The sequence below is a fragment of the Leisingera sp. S2M4 genome (assembly GCF_055398055.1).
Genome location: NZ_AP040861.1, coordinates 2,620,066 through 2,636,427, shown reverse-complemented (window position 1 = coordinate 2,636,427; position 16,362 = coordinate 2,620,066). Strand labels below are relative to the sequence as shown.

Sequence of the window (16,362 nt, the reverse complement as noted above, 5' to 3'; positions counted from 1 at the left end):
CCTGCCCCCTGCGCGCATAAAAGGCCCGCAGGAAAAGACCCGGAGCGCAGACGCCCCGGGCCAGTTGAATGCTCGTTTCAGGTTTTTGCCTTATGCAACGCGGCGCTGTTCGGCCGGAATTTCCGACCAGATCAGCCCCTGCCCCGGCAGCCGGGCGGTCATCGCCGCATCACAGGCGACGGCCCGGACTGCGCCCGGCTCCGCAAACAGGGCGCGCAGCAGCGTGTTGGTCAGCGCATGCCCCGCGCGCTCGCCAACATAGCGCCCCAAGATCGGCCCCCCAGCCAGCGCCAGATCGCCCAGGGCGTCCAGCATCTTGTGGCGTACAGGTTCATCCGCATGGCGCAGCCCCAGGCCGCTTTCGACCCGCGCGCCATCAAACACCACGGCGTTCTCGCCGGGCACGCCACCCAGCGCCAGACCGTTTGCCTGCATGGCCTCCACATCCGCCTGGCGGCAGAAGGTCCGGCTGTCGCACAGCTCGCGCGCGAAGCTGCCGTTGCGCATATCCAGCGTCCGGCTCTGGCGGCCGATGGCCTCCTCGGCGAAGTCGATGTGGAATTCGATGGTCAGGCCATCGCTGGGCAGCAGCGTGGCGCGCGCACCATCCTTTTCAACCGTCACCGGCTTCAGCACCTGGTAGGCGACGATCGGCACGCCGAGGCGCTGAACGCCCTGCTGCATGATGCCCCGCACGAACGGCGCCGAGGAGCCGTCGACGATCGGAACTTCCGGGCCGTCAATCTCCACCAGCGCGTTGTGCACGCCACACCCGGCCAGCGCCGCCATGATGTGTTCGACCGTGGACACGCTGACACCGGCGGCATTGACCAGCCGGGTGCACAGCGGGCTGCGCTCGACCAGATCCCAGCGCGCCGGGATCAGCGTATTGCCCAGAGCGATGTCGGTGCGCTTGAACACGATCCCGTGCCCCGCCGGAGCCGGGATCAGCGTCATGCGGGCAGGCTTGCCGGTGTGCAGACCAACCCCTTCAAATGTCACCGATGCCTTGAGCGTATTTTGCACGATGTGCCTCATTCCACTGTGTCCGACCTCTGCGGCCGTGTTGCGGATGAGAGTTAAGGTTTAGGAAAAAAACCTACAACTCAATCTTTGTAACGGATTGAAACATGACTGTAACAGATAGGCAAAACACCGCGCAGGGCCATCTAATCACTTGTTTAATATAGAAAAAGCCGCCTCAAAGGCGGCTCCTTCAGACTTCAGTTGTGATCGCTTAATTGGCCTGGCGACGCAGGAAAGCAGGGATTTCGATGCGTTCCTGATCCGGGTCAGCCTGCTGGGTCTGCGGTTGCGGCTGCGGCGCTTGCGCCTGCATCGCGGGCTGCTGCCGCATCTGCTGGGGCTGGTGCTTGGCACCGCCAGAGGCGGACTCGGCGCTGCCGGTCATGCGGTGGATCAACGAGTTCAGACCAAAGCGGCGCTGGCCCTCGCCCTGCTGCTGCGGCTGCTGTTGTTGCGGCTGCTGATGCGGTTGCGCAGTCTGCGTGGCCGAGACGATGGCCGGACGCTGCGGCTGTCCAACCGGCGGCTGCGCGCGTTTGGCGGCGGCCTGCAACCGCTCCAGCGCCTGCGGCGAAGGGGTGCCGGGGGCCGGTGCCTTGGGGGCGATGAAGCTGTCGGCCTGCGGCTCGACCGCATCTGCCTGCGGGCGGAATTCCGGAACGTCGGGCTGGTAGGCCGGCGGCGGCAGGCCGTCGTCGCCCAGCTGGTCGTTGGTCTCGATGACTTCGCCACCGTGGTCGTCAGCCGCTTCCGGCGTGTTCATCTCGGCGAAAAGCGAGGGTTCCTCCACCGCGTGCACGCTTTCAGCAGCAGGCGCCTGGGGGGCCGGCTGTGCCGGGGCGGGCTGCGTGGCGGCCACTTCGGCTGCGGGCTGCTCGACCGGGGTATCCAGTTCCAGCGGCGCCGCGGCGCGGGTTTCCTCGACGCTCACGGTCTGGCGCAGCGGTGCGGACATCGGGCGGCGCGGCACCGGAATGTCGGTGTTCACATCGCTGGCGTCGATGCCGGTGGCCACAACGGACACCCGCATGCGGCCTTCCATCTCGGTATCCAAGGTAGAGCCAACGATGATGTTGGCGTCCGGGTCGACTTCCTCACGGATGCGGTTGGCGGCCTCGTCCAGCTCGAACAGGGTCAGATCGTGCGAACCGGTGATGTTGATCAGCACGCCGCGCGCGCCTTTCAGGCTGATTTCGTCCAACAGCGGGTTGGCAATCGCCTTCTCGGCGGCCTGAACCGCGCGATCCTCGCCCTCACCTTCGCCGGTGCCCATCATCGCCTTGCCCATCTCGTCCATCACGGCGCGGACGTCGGCAAAGTCGAGGTTGATCAGGCCCGGACGGACCATCAGGTCGGTCACGCCCTTGACGCCCTGGTACAGCACGTCATCCGCCATCGAGAACGCCTCGGTGAAGGTGGTTTTCTCGTTGGCGAGGCGGAACAGGTTCTGGTTCGGGATGATGATCAGCGTATCGACCACCTTCTGCAGGCTCTCGACACCGCTTTCGGCCTGACGCATGCGCTTCAGACCTTCGAACTGGAAGGGTTTGGTCACCACGCCGACGGTCAGCACGCCCAGCTCGCGAGCAGCCTGCGCGATGATCGGGGCCGCACCGGTGCCGGTGCCGCCGCCCATGCCCGCGGTGATGAAGCACATATGCGCGCCCGCCAGGTGGTCGACGATCTGCTCGATGCTTTCCTCGGCGGCGGCAGAGCCCACCTGCGGACGAGCGCCTGCACCCAGGCCTTCGGTGACTTTCACACCCAGCTGGATGCGGCTCTTGGCCGAGCTTTGCTGCAGCGCCTGGGCGTCGGTGTTGGCGACGACGAACTCGACGCCGTCCAGCTCCTTGGCGATCATGTTGTTGACGGCGTTGCCGCCGGCCCCGCCGACACCAAACACCGTGATCTTCGGCTTCAACTCTTCCTGCCCGGGCATCGATAGATTCAACGTCATGCTCTTACCGCCTGTGTTACCCGCCCTTCCCGCAAAGGGCTTTTTCCTGTCCAGTTCACTATAATCTTACCGCGCAGGGCCAGTTCCGTCATCCCAAAAAGCGCGATCTTCCACGAAATAGGCCCCATTCTGAGGACAAACCCGCGGTATTTTGCCGTCCCTAGCAGATATGGGGGAAGAGGCACAACCGGAACACAACAAAACCGCACCAGCCCTGCCCACAGGGCACGGAGGATCGGATTTCCAAGTTTGGCTGGCCACTGCCCGGCCTGCTGAATCGCCGCATATTTTTTGCGGGCGTTAACGCGATTCTAACGGCTGTGACCAGCCCTGTCACGTGATCTTTACCGCGAGCGCGTGATTTCCTGCTGTCCTACCAGTTGTCGCGGAACCAACGGACCGCGCGCCCCAGCGTGCCGGCCGGGTGGCTGCGGGCGGGCATGTCAAAATCCCACCACTCATCCTGTGGGTGCGCCGCAAAAAGGCACAGCCCCACCGCCGAGGCAAAGCCCGGACCGGTCGCCGCCTGCGGCAGCCCGTGCACGCGCAAGGGGCGGCCCAGCCGCACCTGCTGGCCCAGGATCCGGCTGGCCAGACCGTCCAACCCGAGGATCTGGCTGGAGCCACCGGTCAGCACGATCTGCTGGCTCGGCAGGTACTCGAAACCGGCGGCGTCGAGCCGGGCACGGACATCCTCGAGGATCTCCTCGACCCGCGGCCGCATGATGCCGATCAACTCGGCCCGGCTGACAGTGCGACGGTCGTGTTCCCAATCGCCGGTGTCGCCGCCGATCTCGATGATCTCGCGGTCATCCGCCCCGGTGGCATGCACGCCGCCATGCTTGTTCTTGGTGCGCTCGGCCACCGACATCGACACCCCGAGCCCCATCGAGATGTCGCTGGTCACATGATCGCCACCCAGACGCACGGCGTCGGCATAGATCATGTGCTTTTTCATGAAGATCGAAATCGAGGTCGTCCCACCGCCCATGTCGATGCAGGCTGCGCCCAGCTCCTGCTCGTCCTCGACCAGCGCCGAAAACCCCGACGCATAGGCCGACGAGGCGATCCCGGCCAGCTCCAGGTCACAGCGCTGGATGCAGCGCACCAGGTTCTGCACCGCCATCGCATCCACGGTCAGCATGTGCATGTCCACCGCCAGCGTCTGCCCCAGCTGACCGCGCGGGTCAGCAAGGCCGGAGCGGTTGTCGAGCGCGAAATTCACCGGCTGCGCGTGCAGCACCTCGCGCCCGGCACCATATTCGGGCACTTCGCAGGCGGCCAGCACCTCCGCCACATCCTGTTCGGTGACCTCCTGCCCCTTCAGGTCGAGGGTCGCATCCAGCCCATAGGACCGCGGGTTGGCCCCCGAGAAACAGGCGATCACGTGATCGACGCGCACCTCGGCCATGCGTTGTGCCGCCTGCACCGCGGTGCGGATTGCCCGCTCGGTCTCCTGCATCGCGGTGATCTCGCCGAACTGCACCCCGCGCGAGCGCGTGGTCGCCGCGCCGATCACCCGGAACCCGGACTGACCGGCCAGGGCGCCGATCGAACCATCCTCGCTGAGCCGCGCGCTGCCGTCAAACCGCAGCACCAGACAGGCAATCTTGGAGCTACCCACGTCCAGAATGGCAACCACGCCGCGCTGCATCGCCTGACGGCGCATCTGCCGCATCGCCCGCTGCGATTGATAGAGATCTGTCATTTTACTGCCCGCCCCCATTCAACTGCCTGATCCGCCACCAGTTTTCCACTGCATTCTCGGCCATGCGCACCGTCGGACGCCCGGCCAGACGCATGTCCACCGCGGCGACATCGCGTTCCAGCAAATCTTGCACCTCATTCACCGCCAGCACCCGCTCCAGCGCCGGCACCGGATTTCGGGCAGGCAACATGATGCGCTGCCCCCGGTCCAGAACCACGTCCCAGCGCCTCTCGCCGACCCGCACCAGCCCGCGCAGCCGCGGCCCCAGCGGGCGCGCCGCCGCGAACAGGCGCAACGCCTCCTCCGCCTTGGCAGCCGCCCCCTTGCCCGCGATCAGCGGCAGGTCCGGATGCAGGCTGCGCCGCCCCAGCTCGGCGACGTGAATGCCGTCCTTGTCAAGCAGCGCCAGCCCCTCGCGGCTGCGCCAGACCAGGGCCGGTTCACGCTCGACCACGTCCACCTGCAGGATGCCACCGGGACGGATCCGCACGCTGGCGCTCCGGACCGGGTCCAGCCCGGTGATGACATCGCGGATATGCTCAAGATCCAGATCGAAGGAGCTGACCGGGAAATCCACCGAGATCACCTCGCGGATGTCCTGCGCAACGCTTGGACCGGCCCCGTCCACCGCCATCACGTTGACCATGAATTCCGGCCGCTGCTCGATCGCGGTACGGGCGTCCTGCACCAGCGCCAGCAGATCCGCGCGCCGCTCCTCGTTGGCCAGGTAACCACCGGCCGCCGCCAGGATCAGGCAAAATGGAACCCCGAACCGCAGCCCGAAGCGAATTCCGGGGGTCAGCATCCAGCGCTGCAATCGGTACTTCAGCCGCGAAGGTGCCGGATCGGCCCGCCCTGCCGAGGCCGGACGGCCAAACCGCTGCTTCAGCGCCCGCATGAAGCGTCCTCCACCATCCAGGCGCACAAGCGACCAAAGCTGATGCCGCAATGGGCTGCCTGCTCCGGCGCCAGCGAGGTCGGCGTCATGCCGGGCTGGGTATTGGTCTCAAGGAGGATCAGCCCACGCGCGCCGCGCGCCTCGTCCCAGCGGAAGTCGGTGCGGCTGACACCGCGACAGCCCAGGGCCGCGTGCGCCTGCAGCGCGTAGTCCAGACAGAGGTCGAAAATCTCCTGCGGCAGATCCGCGGGCAGCACATGGCGCGAGCCGCCGGGCTTGTACTTGGCATCGTAGTCATACCAGCCGTCCGTGAGGATATCCGTCACCGTCAGCGCCCGGTCTCCCATCACGGTGGTGGTCAGTTCGCGGCCCGGCGCGAAGGTCTCGACCATCACCTCATCCGGCATCTCCGGTGCCAGCTGCGGCGGGCCGTTGGCGGCCTCATGCACGATGTAGATGCCGACGCTGGAGCCTTCGTTGTTGGGCTTCACCACATAGGGCGGTGCCATCACGTGACCGGCGCTGACCTCTGACTTGGCAAACAGCCCGCTCTCCACCACCGGCAGCCCGGCCGCCCGGAACGCCGCCTTGGAGCGCTGCTTGTCCATCGCCAGCGCCGAGGCCAGCACGCCCGAGTGGGTATAGGGGATCTTCAGCCATTCCAACATGCCCTGCACGCAGCCGTCTTCGCCCCAGCGGCCATGCAGCGCATTGAAAACCACATCGGGTTGCACCTCGGTCAGCCGCGCGCACAGATCCGCGCCGGCATCCACCTCGACAACCTCATACCCCTCACCGCGCAGCGCCGCCGCACATTCGCGACCGCTGGACAGCGATACCTCGCGTTCGGCTGATGGCCCGCCCATCAGCACCGCGACCTTCGGGAGTGTCCTGCTCGACCTACTCACCACCAAGCGCCTCAATATGCGGGGCTTTTGCCCCAGTTTCTTGGAATCCTTTCCGGATCCGCCTTATGTCGTGTTGCCGGATCATCCCCGGCCAATCGCGGCGATAGCCTGCCCCGACGCCGCAGGCCTGCAGTCCGCGCCGCCTGCCCGCCACCCTAACGCCCAAATCGTTACCGGGGCGTTAACAGAGTTTTTACCATGGGCCACGGGAATCACCGCACGCCTCCGTGCTCACCCGGAATGGACAGCGGGAAACCAAAGGTCAACCCATTGACGTTGCCCGGTTAAATCCAGTTATCGGGGAAGCGGTTCACCAATCCGCATAATTTCCCACTCTAACGTAATGCCGGAATTTTCGTAAACCTTTTTCCGTACATCTTCCCCCAGCCCTTCCAGATCCGCGGCGGTGGCGCCACCGGCATTGATCAGGAAGTTCGAATGCTTCTCGCTCATCTGGGCGCCGCCCCGGCTGGCGCCGCGCATGCCGGCGTCGTCGATCACCTTCCAGGCCTTCAGGTCGTGCACGTCATCTGCCTGCCCGGTCGAGGAAAATCCCGCGGGGTTGCGGAAGGTCGATCCCGCCGACCGCTCCCGGGTCGGCTGGGTGGCATCCCGTTTCTCCAGCTGCGCCTGCATCCGCGCATGCAGCTCCTCGGGGTCGCCCTCGGTGCCCCGCAAGGTGGCCGAAACCAGCACCGCGCCTTCGGGGAAGGCCGTCTGGCGATACTGAAACTGCAACTCCTCGGCGGTGATCTCGCGAATTTCACCCTGGCGCGTCACCAGGGTGCCCGAGACGAACACATCCGCAACGTAGCTGCCATAGCAGCCGGCATTCATCCGCACTGCCCCGCCGATCGAGCCGGGAATGGTGCGCAGGAAGGTCAGGTCGACCCCCGCATCCGCCGCCTTGCGTGCCACATGCGCATCCAGTGCCGCAGCGCCTGCGGTGACCTTATCGCCCTCGACCGAGATCGCGTTGAAGCCACGCCCCAGCCGGATCACCACCGCCCGCAGGCCGCCATCCCGCACGATCAGGTTGGAGCCCACACCCATCGGAAACACGGGCACGGCTGGGTCCAGCTGGCGCAGAAAGGCTGCGAGGTCGTCCACATCGGCAGGCTGAAACAGGTAATCCGCAGGCCCGCCCACGCGCAGCCAAGTGAGCCCCGCCAGATCGCGATTGGCCGTCAACTTGCCACGGATTCCGTCGAAATTCATCACATCTATCCCTCGAACCTTTGCCGCCAGCCTCTAGCAAGGAATGCGGCCGCAAGACAATGGACCGCTCGCAAGTGGCATCGGCAAAATCTCGCCGCCAGCGGGTCGGCTCAGGTGCCGCGACGCCACCGCTGAGCCAGCCAGCGGCCGAAATAGATCACCGGCCAGCGCAATACCGACATGCCCGCGGCCAGCACCGCCAGCCCCCACCAGGGGCCGTTTTCATAAGTCACGTAACCCAGAAGCGGAATCCCCAGCGCGATCAGCGCATAGGCGCGACGCCAATGGTTGTCGCGGCTGGGCAGAACCGCCAGCACATTCGCCGCCAAGGCCCAGACCGCCGCCAGTGTCAGCGACAGCGTCATTGCTCCACACACCCCGGCCCAAGCCGCCGCAGGCCGCCGGGGGCCACGCCCCCGGTCACGCTTGCATGGCTCACCGCGCCAACCGCGCAGGCAGCCCGTTGGCCCAGGTGCTGATGGTGCCCGCCCCAAGGCAGACCACGATGTCGCCAGGCCGGGCCTGCTCGCGCACCAGCCGCTCCAGATCGTCCTCGTCCAGAATGGCGCGGGCGTGGCGGTGGCCGTGGCGGATCATCCCCGCCACCAGATCATCGCGGCTGGCGCCCTCGATCGGATCCTCGCCCGCGGCAAAGACCTCGGCGATGGCCACCACGTCGGCCTCGTTGAAACAGGCGCAGAAATCGTCGAACAGGCTGGACAGGCGCGAGTAACGGTGCGGCTGATGCACCGCGATCACCCGGCCCTCGCTGGCCTGGCGCGCCGCCTTCAGCACCGCGGCAATCTCCACCGGGTGGTGGCCGTAATCGTCGATGATGGTGACGCCGTTCACCTCACCCACCTTGGTGAAGCGCCGGTTCACCCCGCCAAAGGCCGCAAGCGCCGCGCGGATTTCTTCCTTCTTCATGCCCAGATGCCGCGCCACCGCCACCGCCGACAGGGCGTTGGAGACATTGTGGTCGCCCGGCATCGGCAGGCTGCAGCCCTCGATCACCTGACCCTCGGCCTGCAGGTGCACGTCGAAATGGGCCACCCCCGCCTTGTAGGTCAGGTTCACCGCCCGCACGTCCGCCTGCGCGTTGAAACCGTAGGTGACAACCCGGCGGTCCGAGATCCGCCCCACCAGCGCCTGCACCTCGGGATGGTCGGTGCAGCAGACCGCGATGCCGTAGAAGGGGATGTTGGAGACAAACTCGAGGAAGCCGTCGCGCAGCCGGTCGAAGTCGCCCCAGTGCTCCATATGCTCGGGATCGATGTTGGTGACCACGGCGATGGTCGCGGGCAGCCGGTTGAACGAACCGTCGCTCTCGTCCGCCTCGACCACCATCCATTCGCCCTGCCCCATCCGCGCGTTGGAGCCGTAGGCGTGAATGATTCCGCCATTGATGATGGTCGGATCAAAGCCGCCGGCCACCATCAGCTCGGCCATCATGGTGGTGGTGGTGGTCTTGCCATGGGTGCCCCCGATGGCGATGTTGGACTTCAGCCGCATCAGCTCGGCCAGCATGTCGGCCCGGCGCACGACCGGCAGGCCGCGGCGGCGGGCCTCGTCCAGCTCCGGGTTGCCGGGCTTGATCGCCGAGGAGATCACCACAACGGCGGCGCCTTCCAGGTTTTCCGCCTGCTGGCCGACAAAGATCCGCGCGCCCAGCTCTTCCAGCCGTCCGGTGATCTTGCTGGCCTTCAGGTCCGAGCCCTGCACGCTGTAGCCGAGGTTCAGCAGCACTTCGGCAATGCCCGACATGCCGATGCCGCCAATGCCGACAAAATGGATCGGGCCGACGTCACCGGGCAGCTTGGTTGCAGGGTTCATCACGTTATCCTTCCTGTGCCAGTTGCTCCACCAGTGCCGCCAGACGGTCGGTGGCATCGGGAATTCCGGCGTTCAGTGCAGCGGTCGCCATCTGGGTGGCGGCCTGCGGGTTACTCAGAATTGCGCCCATATGCTCCGCCAGCACCGAAACATCAAGCGCGCTTTCGGGGATCACCACCGCCGCATCCGCCGCGGCCAGACCGCGGGCATTGGCGCTTTGGTGGTCGCCGGCGGCGGCCGCAAAGGGGATCAGGATCGAGGGGCGCCCGATCACCGAAATATCCGCAACCGAGGACGCGCCCGCGCGCGAAATCACCAGCTGCGCCTCCGACATGCGGGCAGGCACATCGTGAAAGAACGGCTGCACATCGGCATTGATGCCATGCTCGGCGTAAAAGGCGGCAACCCGCTCCTGGTCCTCGGCGCGGGCCTGGTGCGACACCCGCAGATGCTGCCGGATCGCCTCGGGCAGCGCGGCAACCGCGCCCGGCACCACGTCCGACAGGATGCGCGCGCCCTGGCTGCCGCCCATCACCAGAAGCGACATCGGGTAGTCGCCCGGCGGAATATAGGCCGCGCCCGCGCGTTCCATCACCGCCTGGCGCACCGGGTTGCCCACATGCTCGTGCGGCACCCCCTCGGGAAGGTCGGTGGGCCAGGTGCCGCAGGCAACACCCTGCACGCGCTTGGCAAACAGCTGGTTCACCCGGCCCAGCACGCCGTTCTGCTCATGGATCATCCGCGGCAGCTTCAGCAGCGTCGCCGCCCCCAGCGCCGGGATCGACGGGTAGCCGCCAAAACCCACCACCGCATCCGGGCGCTCGCGCCGCATCTGCATCATCATCGACAGCACGCCGCCCGCGATCTTCGGCCCGACCATCGCCTTGGCCAGCAATCCGCCGCGGGCAAAGGTGGCCGAGGACACCTGGCTGATTTCCACCGTGTGGGGAAAGCCGCCGGTATAGCGCGCGCCGCGCGCGTCCGTCGACAGTTTCACCCGCCAGCCGCGCGCCAGCATCCGTTCTGCCAGCGCCTGCGCCGGGAACATGTGGCCGCCGGTACCGCCTGCGGCCATCAAAAGCAGTTTCTGTGCCATCGGTCCTGAAATCTTCCTGTCTTCTATGCAACTGCCAACGCAGACAGCACCTCGTCGGTTTCAATCGGCCCCGCCCGGCCGCAGGCCAAACCGCGCCAACCGGCTAGGCGGCGCGGCCCGTGTCACGTGTGCCGCAACGCCCCGCGCACCTCGGATCAGCCGCGGCCGCGCCCGTTCAGGTAATCGGCAATGCCACCCTGCGGCCGCGTGCGGGTAAAGGCCAGCAACATGCCCACCGCGATGCCGGTGGCAATCAGCGACGAGCCACCGTAGCTGACAAACGGCAGCGTCATCCCCTTGGCCGGCAACAGCCGCACCGCAACGCCCATGTTGATCATCGCCTGCACGCCCAGCATGCAGACCAGCCCGGTGCCCGCCAGCCGGATGAAGGTATCGCGCTCGCGCATCAGCCGCAGCAGCGAGCGCACCACGATCAGCGCGTAAAGCACGATCAGCACCGCCACCAGCACCAGCCCGTATTCCTCGGCGGCCACGGCGATGATGAAATCGGTATGCGCATCCGGCAGCGACCATTTCACCTGGCCCTCGCCGACGCCCACGCCGAACAGCCCGCCCTCGCGGATCGCGTTGGTGGCATAGCCCAGCTGGGTGGTGGGATCGATGTCAGGATTCAGGTAGCCGTCGATGCGGCGCGCAAAATGTTCCGAGCTGTTGTAGGCAAAGATGCCCCCCAGCACCACCACCGCCGCCATGCAGACCAGCAGGATCATCGGCGCCCCGGCGACGAAATACATCACGCCCCAGCCGAACAGCACCAGGCTGGCCTGGCCAAAGTCCGGTTGCAGCACCAGCATCATCACCACCGCCATGCACAGGCCGAACGACATCAGCGTGCCCGGCGGGCCGTTGATCTGCTGGCTCGCCGCGATCATCCAGGCCGCGACCACGATGAACCCCGGCTTCAGGAACTCGGACGGCTGGATCGAGGCAAAGCCGAGGGAATACCAGCGCACCGCCCCCTTGCCGAAATCGGTGCCGAAGATCGGCAGGAAGGCCAGCGCCACGAAGGCCACGGCAAAGCCCAGCACCGCCAGCCGCCGCACCAGCGTCGGCGACATCACCGAGGTCACCAGCATCGCCGCCAGCGCGGTCACACCGAACACCAGCTGCCGCTGCACATAATGGAAACTGCCGAATCCATTGCGCTCTGCCAGCGGCACCGAGGCCGCCAGACCGAGCAGCAACCCGATCACGAACAGCATCAGGATGCAGGACACCGTCCATTTATCCAGCGTCCGCCACCATTTCGGAAGAATCGGCTCGCCTGCCTGCACGGGAACCGCGCCATAGACCATCTCAGTCATGGGAATACCGCCACTATATGCCTCGTTGTGCCCCATGCGGGGCCTGCCCTGCCCCGTTTTCGGGGTCTGTTGCAGGAATGCTAACCCGAAAGAGTATTTTTTGCCACCCGCTTTACCTTCTGTTGCGCGGGTTTTCGCACATGGCAGCTTGCGCCGTTGCCGCATCCGTGGTCGATGCGCGCCATGCAGATAAGAACCCTGATTCTCGGCGCCGGCGCGGCCGGCATGATGTGCGCGCGCCATGCCGGCGGCAGCACGCTGGTGATCGACCACGCCAAGGCGCCGGGCGAGAAGATTCGCATCTCCGGCGGTGGCCGCTGCAACTTCACCAACATGTATGCCGGGCCCGCCAACTACCTGTCGCAGAACCCGCATTTCTGCAAATCGGCGCTGACGCGCTACACCCAGTGGGACTTCATCGAGCTGGTCAGCCGCCACGGCATCGCCTGGCACGAAAAGACCCTGGGCCAGCTGTTCTGCGACGGCTCGGCCAAGCAGATCATCGCCCTCCTGGTGGATGAGCTGCGCGCCGCCGGGGCGGACCTCTGGCTGCAAACCTCGGTCGAAAGCGTCGAGCGCACCGCCAATGGATTTCGCGTCACCCTGCTGCGCGAGGGCAGGCGTCAGGCGGTTTCCTGCCGCAATCTGGTGCTGGCCACGGGCGGCAAATCGATCCCCAAGATGGGCGCCACCGGGCTGGCCTATGATCTCGCCCGCCAGTTCGAACTGCCCCTCACCGAAACCCGCCCGGCGCTGGTGCCCTTCACCTTTCCCGATGGCCGCTTCAAGCCGCTGGCCGGGGTCGCCCTGCCCGCGCGGCTCTCGAACGACCGCACCTCCTTTGACGAGGCGCTGCTGTTCACCCACCGCGGCCTCTCCGGGCCGTCGGTGCTGCAACTGTCGTCCTACTGGCGCGAGGGCGAGGCGATCACCGTCAACCTGATTCCCGACACACCGCTGTTCGACCGCCTGCGCGAACAGCGCCAGGCCGGGGGTGGCCGCGATCTGACAACCGAACTGTCACGCCACCTGCCCGCCAAGCTGGTAGACTTCCTGACGCCGGTGCTGGCGCTCAAGGGACGTCTGGCCGACCAGTCCGATGCCGCGCTCCGGACCCTCTGCGAGTCGCTCAAGAACTGGCAATTGCTGCCCGCAGGCACCGAGGGCTACCGCACGGCAGAGGTGACGCTGGGCGGCATCGACACCGATGCGTTGTCCTCCAAGACGATGGAAGCCAAATCGGTGCCCGGTCTCTACGCCATTGGCGAAGCCGTCGATGTGACCGGCTGGCTGGGCGGCTACAACTTCCAGTGGGCCTGGTCGTCCGGTTTCGCTGCCGGCACCGCGATTGCCGCCACCGGCTGATCCTGCACAAGGGCCGATTCCGCGCAATGTCCGCCCGGATCGGCCCAGATCCCCCCGGATCGACCCGTCGCGGAACCTGCGCCGCCCTTTCTAGCCGAGACGCCCGCGCACCTGCGCGATGAAATCCTCGCCGCGCTGTTCGAAGTTGTCATACTGATCAAAGCTGGCCGCGGCCGGGGCCAGCAGAACCGTATCGCCCGGCTGCGCCTCGGCCATCGCCCGCTCCACCGCGGTAGCCATGGTGGTGCAGACCTCGGCCTCCACGTCCAGCTGCATGGCAAAACCGGCCGCCTCGCGCCCGATCACATAGGCCTTGGTCACATTCGAGGTCTGCCCCGCCAGCCCGTCGAGGCCGCCGTCCTTCTCGAGGCCGCCACAGATCCAGCGGATGTTCTTGAACGCGCTCAGTGCCTTGGCAGCGCTGTCGACATTGGTCGCCTTGCTGTCATTGACATAGCGCACGCCCGCCGCCTCGGCGATGGTCTGGCTGCGGTGCGGCAGGCCGGGGAAAGTGGCCATCGCATCGCCGATCAGCCGCGGCGCCAGCCCCAGCGTGCGCGCCGCTGCATAGGCCGCACAGGCGTTCTGATGGTTATGCGCCCCCGGCAGCCCCTGCATCTCGCGCAGATCGATCGAGGCCGCCTGCCGCCCCTTGCGGTACTCGCTCAGAAACCCCTTGCGGGCAAACACCTGCCAGCCCGGCCCGGTCAGCTTCTGCGCGGCCGAGATGCGGATCACCCGGTCATCGCTCAGGCTTTCGGAGAGCTGCCCGGCCAGGAACAGCCCCTCGTCCTCGTCGACACCGATCACCGCGCGGTCGGGACCGCCCTCGGCAAACAGGCGGCGCTTGGCGGCGAAATAGCCGCCCATACCGCCATGCCGGTCGAGGTGATCCGGGCTGAGGTTGGTGAACACCGCCACATCCGGGGTCAGCGCCCGCGCCAGCTCGGTCTGATAGCTCGACAGCTCCAGCACCACCACGCCGCCATTGCCCGGCGGGTCGATGTCCAGCACGCCGCGACCGATATTGCCTGCCAGCTGGCTCTCGCGGCCCGCCTCCTGCAGGATATGGTGCAGCAGCGCCACCGTGGTCGACTTGCCGTTTGACCCGGTCACCGCCACCACCCGCGGCGGCTGGTCGTGCATCTGCCACTCGGCATCCGCAAAGGAGCGGAAGAACAGGCCGATGTCATTGTCCACCGGCACCCCCGCCGCGAGGGCCGCCCGGATCACCGGGTTGGGCTTGGGGTAGAGATGCGGGATACCGGGTGACGTCACCAGCGCGGCGATCTCGTCGAAGGCGCCCGACTTGTGCAGGTCGCGACAGGTGAAGCCCTCGGCCTCGGCCGCCTCGCGTGCCGCCGGGTTGTCGTCCCAGCAGATCGCCTCTGCGCCGCCCGCCCGCAAGGCCCGCGCCGTTGCCAGGCCCGAGCGCCCCAGCCCCAGCACCGCCACGTTTGCGCCTTCAAAACCTCTGACCGGGATCATCGCTTGCCCTTTCGCACGATCACTCTTTGCGCCGTACCCTGTACCGCAGCGAAGGAGATTTGCAAGCCATCAGGGCAGCGCCCGTCCGCCCGATGGGCGGGCGCTTCGCGTCCGCCCGCGGACGGGCACCGCCCCTGGACACAGGTGTTGCGCACCCGGCGCACGCTGCCCTCACGCGATCTTCACCCGCCCGCTCTAGGGTCAATGCGTTGCAACGAGAAGACCAGGAGACCGGCCCCCTCAGACCACCTCCTCATTGGGTGCAGGGCGGGTCCGCAACAGGCCGATAGACGGACATGACCGCTGACACCGGTCATCCGATGCTCCGCCCTTTGGCGGCGCCGCCTTCCTTGCGAAACAAAACCGCGCCCAGCATCAGCCCGGCGCGGTTGCCATGAAAGCAGACAGGACAGCCCCGCCGCCTTGGCCGGGCTGCAAAGCGGCGCGGCTCAGCGCACCTTCAGCGTCGCCAGACCGATCATCGCCAGGATCAGCGAGATGATCCAGAAGCGGATCACGATGGTCGGCTCGGCCCAGCCCTTCTTCTCGTAGTGGTGGTGAATCGGCGCCATCAGGAAGACCCGCCGCCCGGTGCGCTTGTAATACAGCACCTGGATGATCACCGACAGCGCCTCGACCACGAACAGACCGCCGACGATCGCCAGCACCAGCTCATGCTTGGTGGCCACCGCGATCGCCCCCAGCGCACCGCCCAGGGCCAGCGAGCCGGTGTCGCCCATGAACACCGCCGCAGGCGGCGCGTTGTACCAAAGGAAGCCCAGGCCAGCGCCGAACAGCGCCGAGGTGAAGATCAGGATTTCACCGGTGCCCGGCACGTAATGCACGTCCAGATACTCGGTGAAGTCGACGCGCCCCACCGCATAGGCGATGACGCCCAGCGTCCCGGCCGCAATCATCGACGGCATGATCGCCAGCCCGTCCAGACCGTCGGTCAGGTTCACCGCATTGGCCGAGCCGACGATGACGCAGATCGCAAACGGCACGTAGAAGATGCCAAGGTTGATGAGCGTGTCCTTGAACACCGGCAGCGCCAGCTGATTCTGCAGCGGCGCCGGGTGATAGGCCGCCGCCCACAGCGCTGCGGTGACGGCGATCAGCACGCCCAGCAGCAGCCGCACCTTGCCGGGAACGCCCTTGGTGTTCTGTTTCGACACCTTGGCATAATCATCGGCAAAGCCGATCAGGCCATAGGCCAGCGTCACGAACAGCACCATCCAGACAAAGGGGTTGTCCCAGCGCGCCCAGATCAGGGTCGCGGTCAGCAGCGCGCCGACGATCAGCAGCCCGCCCATGGTGGGCGTGCCCGCCTTCGACAGATGCGCCTCCGGCCCGTCGTCGCGGATCGGCTGCCCCTTGCCCTGGCGCTTGCGCAGCACGTTGATCAGCGGCTTGCCAAACAGAAAGCCAAAGATCAGCGCGGTCAGAAAGGCGCCGCCTGCGCGGAATGTGATATAGCGGAAGAGGTTGAAGAAATCTCCCCCGTCCGACAAAGCGGTCAGCCAATAGAGCATGCGGCCCG

At 66.5% G+C, this 16,362-nt stretch carries 13 protein-coding genes; 1 reads left to right on the top strand and 12 read right to left on the bottom strand.

Annotated elements, in window-relative coordinates; all coding sequences use genetic code 11:
- Positions 1-90 precede the first annotated feature (90 nt).
- The 10 genes from lpxC to ftsW form a co-directional block, all read right to left on the bottom strand.
- Positions 91-1,038 carry a UDP-3-O-acyl-N-acetylglucosamine deacetylase gene (gene lpxC, locus ACZ52D_RS12820; protein WP_464441555.1) on the bottom strand — a complete coding sequence of 316 codons (948 nt, stop codon included), beginning with the start codon at positions 1,036-1,038 and terminating at the stop codon, positions 91-93.
- Between the two features lie 199 nt (positions 1,039-1,237).
- Entirely contained in the window at positions 1,238-2,983 is a 1,746-nt protein-coding gene (ftsZ, locus tag ACZ52D_RS12815; protein ID WP_222455880.1) for a cell division protein FtsZ, read from the bottom strand.
- A gap of 373 nt (positions 2,984-3,356) precedes the next feature.
- Positions 3,357-4,691, bottom strand: a complete 1,335-nt coding sequence (gene ftsA / locus ACZ52D_RS12810) for a cell division protein FtsA (protein WP_222455879.1) — start codon at positions 4,689-4,691, stop codon at positions 3,357-3,359.
- A 1-nt stretch (position 4,692) separates the two neighbouring features.
- Positions 4,693-5,589: a cell division protein FtsQ/DivIB gene (locus ACZ52D_RS12805; protein ID WP_222455878.1), complete on the bottom strand. Its 897-nt coding sequence runs from the start codon at positions 5,587-5,589 to the stop codon at positions 4,693-4,695.
- A complete protein-coding gene (locus tag ACZ52D_RS12800; protein ID WP_464441554.1) occupies positions 5,577-6,497 on the bottom strand; it encodes a D-alanine--D-alanine ligase in 921 nt (306 codons plus the stop codon). Before ACZ52D_RS12800 ends, ACZ52D_RS12805 begins: the two co-directional genes overlap by 13 nt.
- A 294-nt stretch (positions 6,498-6,791) precedes the next feature.
- Positions 6,792-7,715, bottom strand: coding sequence for a UDP-N-acetylmuramate dehydrogenase (murB, locus tag ACZ52D_RS12795; protein WP_464441553.1), 924 nt, complete (start codon positions 7,713-7,715; stop codon positions 6,792-6,794).
- Positions 7,716-7,825: 110 nt separating this feature from the next.
- The gene (locus tag ACZ52D_RS12790) at positions 7,826-8,080 is read right to left on the bottom strand and encodes a DUF2484 family protein (RefSeq protein WP_369926278.1); all 255 of its coding nucleotides are present in this window, start codon (positions 8,078-8,080) and stop codon (positions 7,826-7,828) included.
- Positions 8,081-8,150: 70 nt separating this feature from the next.
- Positions 8,151-9,548 carry a UDP-N-acetylmuramate--L-alanine ligase gene (murC, locus tag ACZ52D_RS12785; RefSeq protein WP_222455874.1) on the bottom strand — a complete coding sequence of 466 codons (1,398 nt, stop codon included), beginning with the start codon at positions 9,546-9,548 and terminating at the stop codon, positions 8,151-8,153.
- A gap of 4 nt (positions 9,549-9,552) precedes the next feature.
- Positions 9,553-10,644, bottom strand: coding sequence for a UDP-N-acetylglucosamine--N-acetylmuramyl-(pentapeptide) pyrophosphoryl-undecaprenol N-acetylglucosamine transferase (locus tag ACZ52D_RS12780; protein ID WP_222455873.1), 1,092 nt, complete (start codon positions 10,642-10,644; stop codon positions 9,553-9,555).
- A gap of 155 nt (positions 10,645-10,799) precedes the next feature.
- The gene (gene ftsW / locus ACZ52D_RS12775) at positions 10,800-11,969 is read right to left on the bottom strand and encodes a putative lipid II flippase FtsW (RefSeq protein ID WP_369926276.1); all 1,170 of its coding nucleotides are present in this window, start codon (positions 11,967-11,969) and stop codon (positions 10,800-10,802) included.
- Between the two features lie 183 nt (positions 11,970-12,152).
- On the opposite strand from ftsW, the gene ACZ52D_RS12770 reads away from it, so the two are divergent.
- Positions 12,153-13,334, top strand: a complete 1,182-nt coding sequence (locus ACZ52D_RS12770; RefSeq protein ID WP_464441552.1) for a BaiN/RdsA family NAD(P)/FAD-dependent oxidoreductase — start codon at positions 12,153-12,155, stop codon at positions 13,332-13,334.
- A gap of 90 nt (positions 13,335-13,424) precedes the next feature.
- Here ACZ52D_RS12770 and murD read toward each other — a convergent pair whose 3' ends face one another.
- Together murD and mraY are read right to left on the bottom strand one after the other, a co-directional pair.
- Positions 13,425-14,822 (bottom strand): UDP-N-acetylmuramoyl-L-alanine--D-glutamate ligase, encoded by a 1,398-nt coding sequence (gene murD, locus ACZ52D_RS12765; RefSeq protein WP_464441551.1) that lies wholly within the window; start codon positions 14,820-14,822, stop codon positions 13,425-13,427.
- Between the two features lie 449 nt (positions 14,823-15,271).
- Positions 15,272-16,354 (bottom strand): phospho-N-acetylmuramoyl-pentapeptide-transferase, encoded by a 1,083-nt coding sequence (mraY, locus tag ACZ52D_RS12760; RefSeq protein ID WP_222455869.1) that lies wholly within the window; start codon positions 16,352-16,354, stop codon positions 15,272-15,274.
- Positions 16,355-16,362: the final 8 nt, after the last annotated feature.

Coding starts and splice junctions, on each gene's coding strand:
- ftsW (WP_369926276.1), bottom strand. CDS start 11,969: ATGACTGAGATGGTCTATGGCGCGGTTCCCGTGCAGGCAGGCGAGCCG.
- ACZ52D_RS12805 (WP_222455878.1), bottom strand. CDS start 5,589: ATGCGGGCGCTGAAGCAGCGGTTTGGCCGTCCGGCCTCGGCAGGGCGG.
- murD (WP_464441551.1), bottom strand. CDS start 14,822: ATGATCCCGGTCAGAGGTTTTGAAGGCGCAAACGTGGCGGTGCTGGGG.
- ACZ52D_RS12790 (WP_369926278.1), bottom strand. CDS start 8,080: ATGACGCTGTCGCTGACACTGGCGGCGGTCTGGGCCTTGGCGGCGAAT.
- ftsZ (WP_222455880.1), bottom strand. CDS start 2,983: ATGACGTTGAATCTATCGATGCCCGGGCAGGAAGAGTTGAAGCCGAAG.
- lpxC (WP_464441555.1), bottom strand. CDS start 1,038: ATGAGGCACATCGTGCAAAATACGCTCAAGGCATCGGTGACATTTGAA.
- ACZ52D_RS12780 (WP_222455873.1), bottom strand. CDS start 10,644: ATGGCACAGAAACTGCTTTTGATGGCCGCAGGCGGTACCGGCGGCCAC.
- murB (WP_464441553.1), bottom strand. CDS start 7,715: ATGAATTTCGACGGAATCCGTGGCAAGTTGACGGCCAATCGCGATCTG.
- ACZ52D_RS12770 (WP_464441552.1), top strand. CDS start 12,153: ATGCAGATAAGAACCCTGATTCTCGGCGCCGGCGCGGCCGGCATGATG.
- mraY (WP_222455869.1), bottom strand. CDS start 16,354: ATGCTCTATTGGCTGACCGCTTTGTCGGACGGGGGAGATTTCTTCAAC.
- ftsA (WP_222455879.1), bottom strand. CDS start 4,691: ATGACAGATCTCTATCAATCGCAGCGGGCGATGCGGCAGATGCGCCGT.
- murC (WP_222455874.1), bottom strand. CDS start 9,548: ATGAACCCTGCAACCAAGCTGCCCGGTGACGTCGGCCCGATCCATTTT.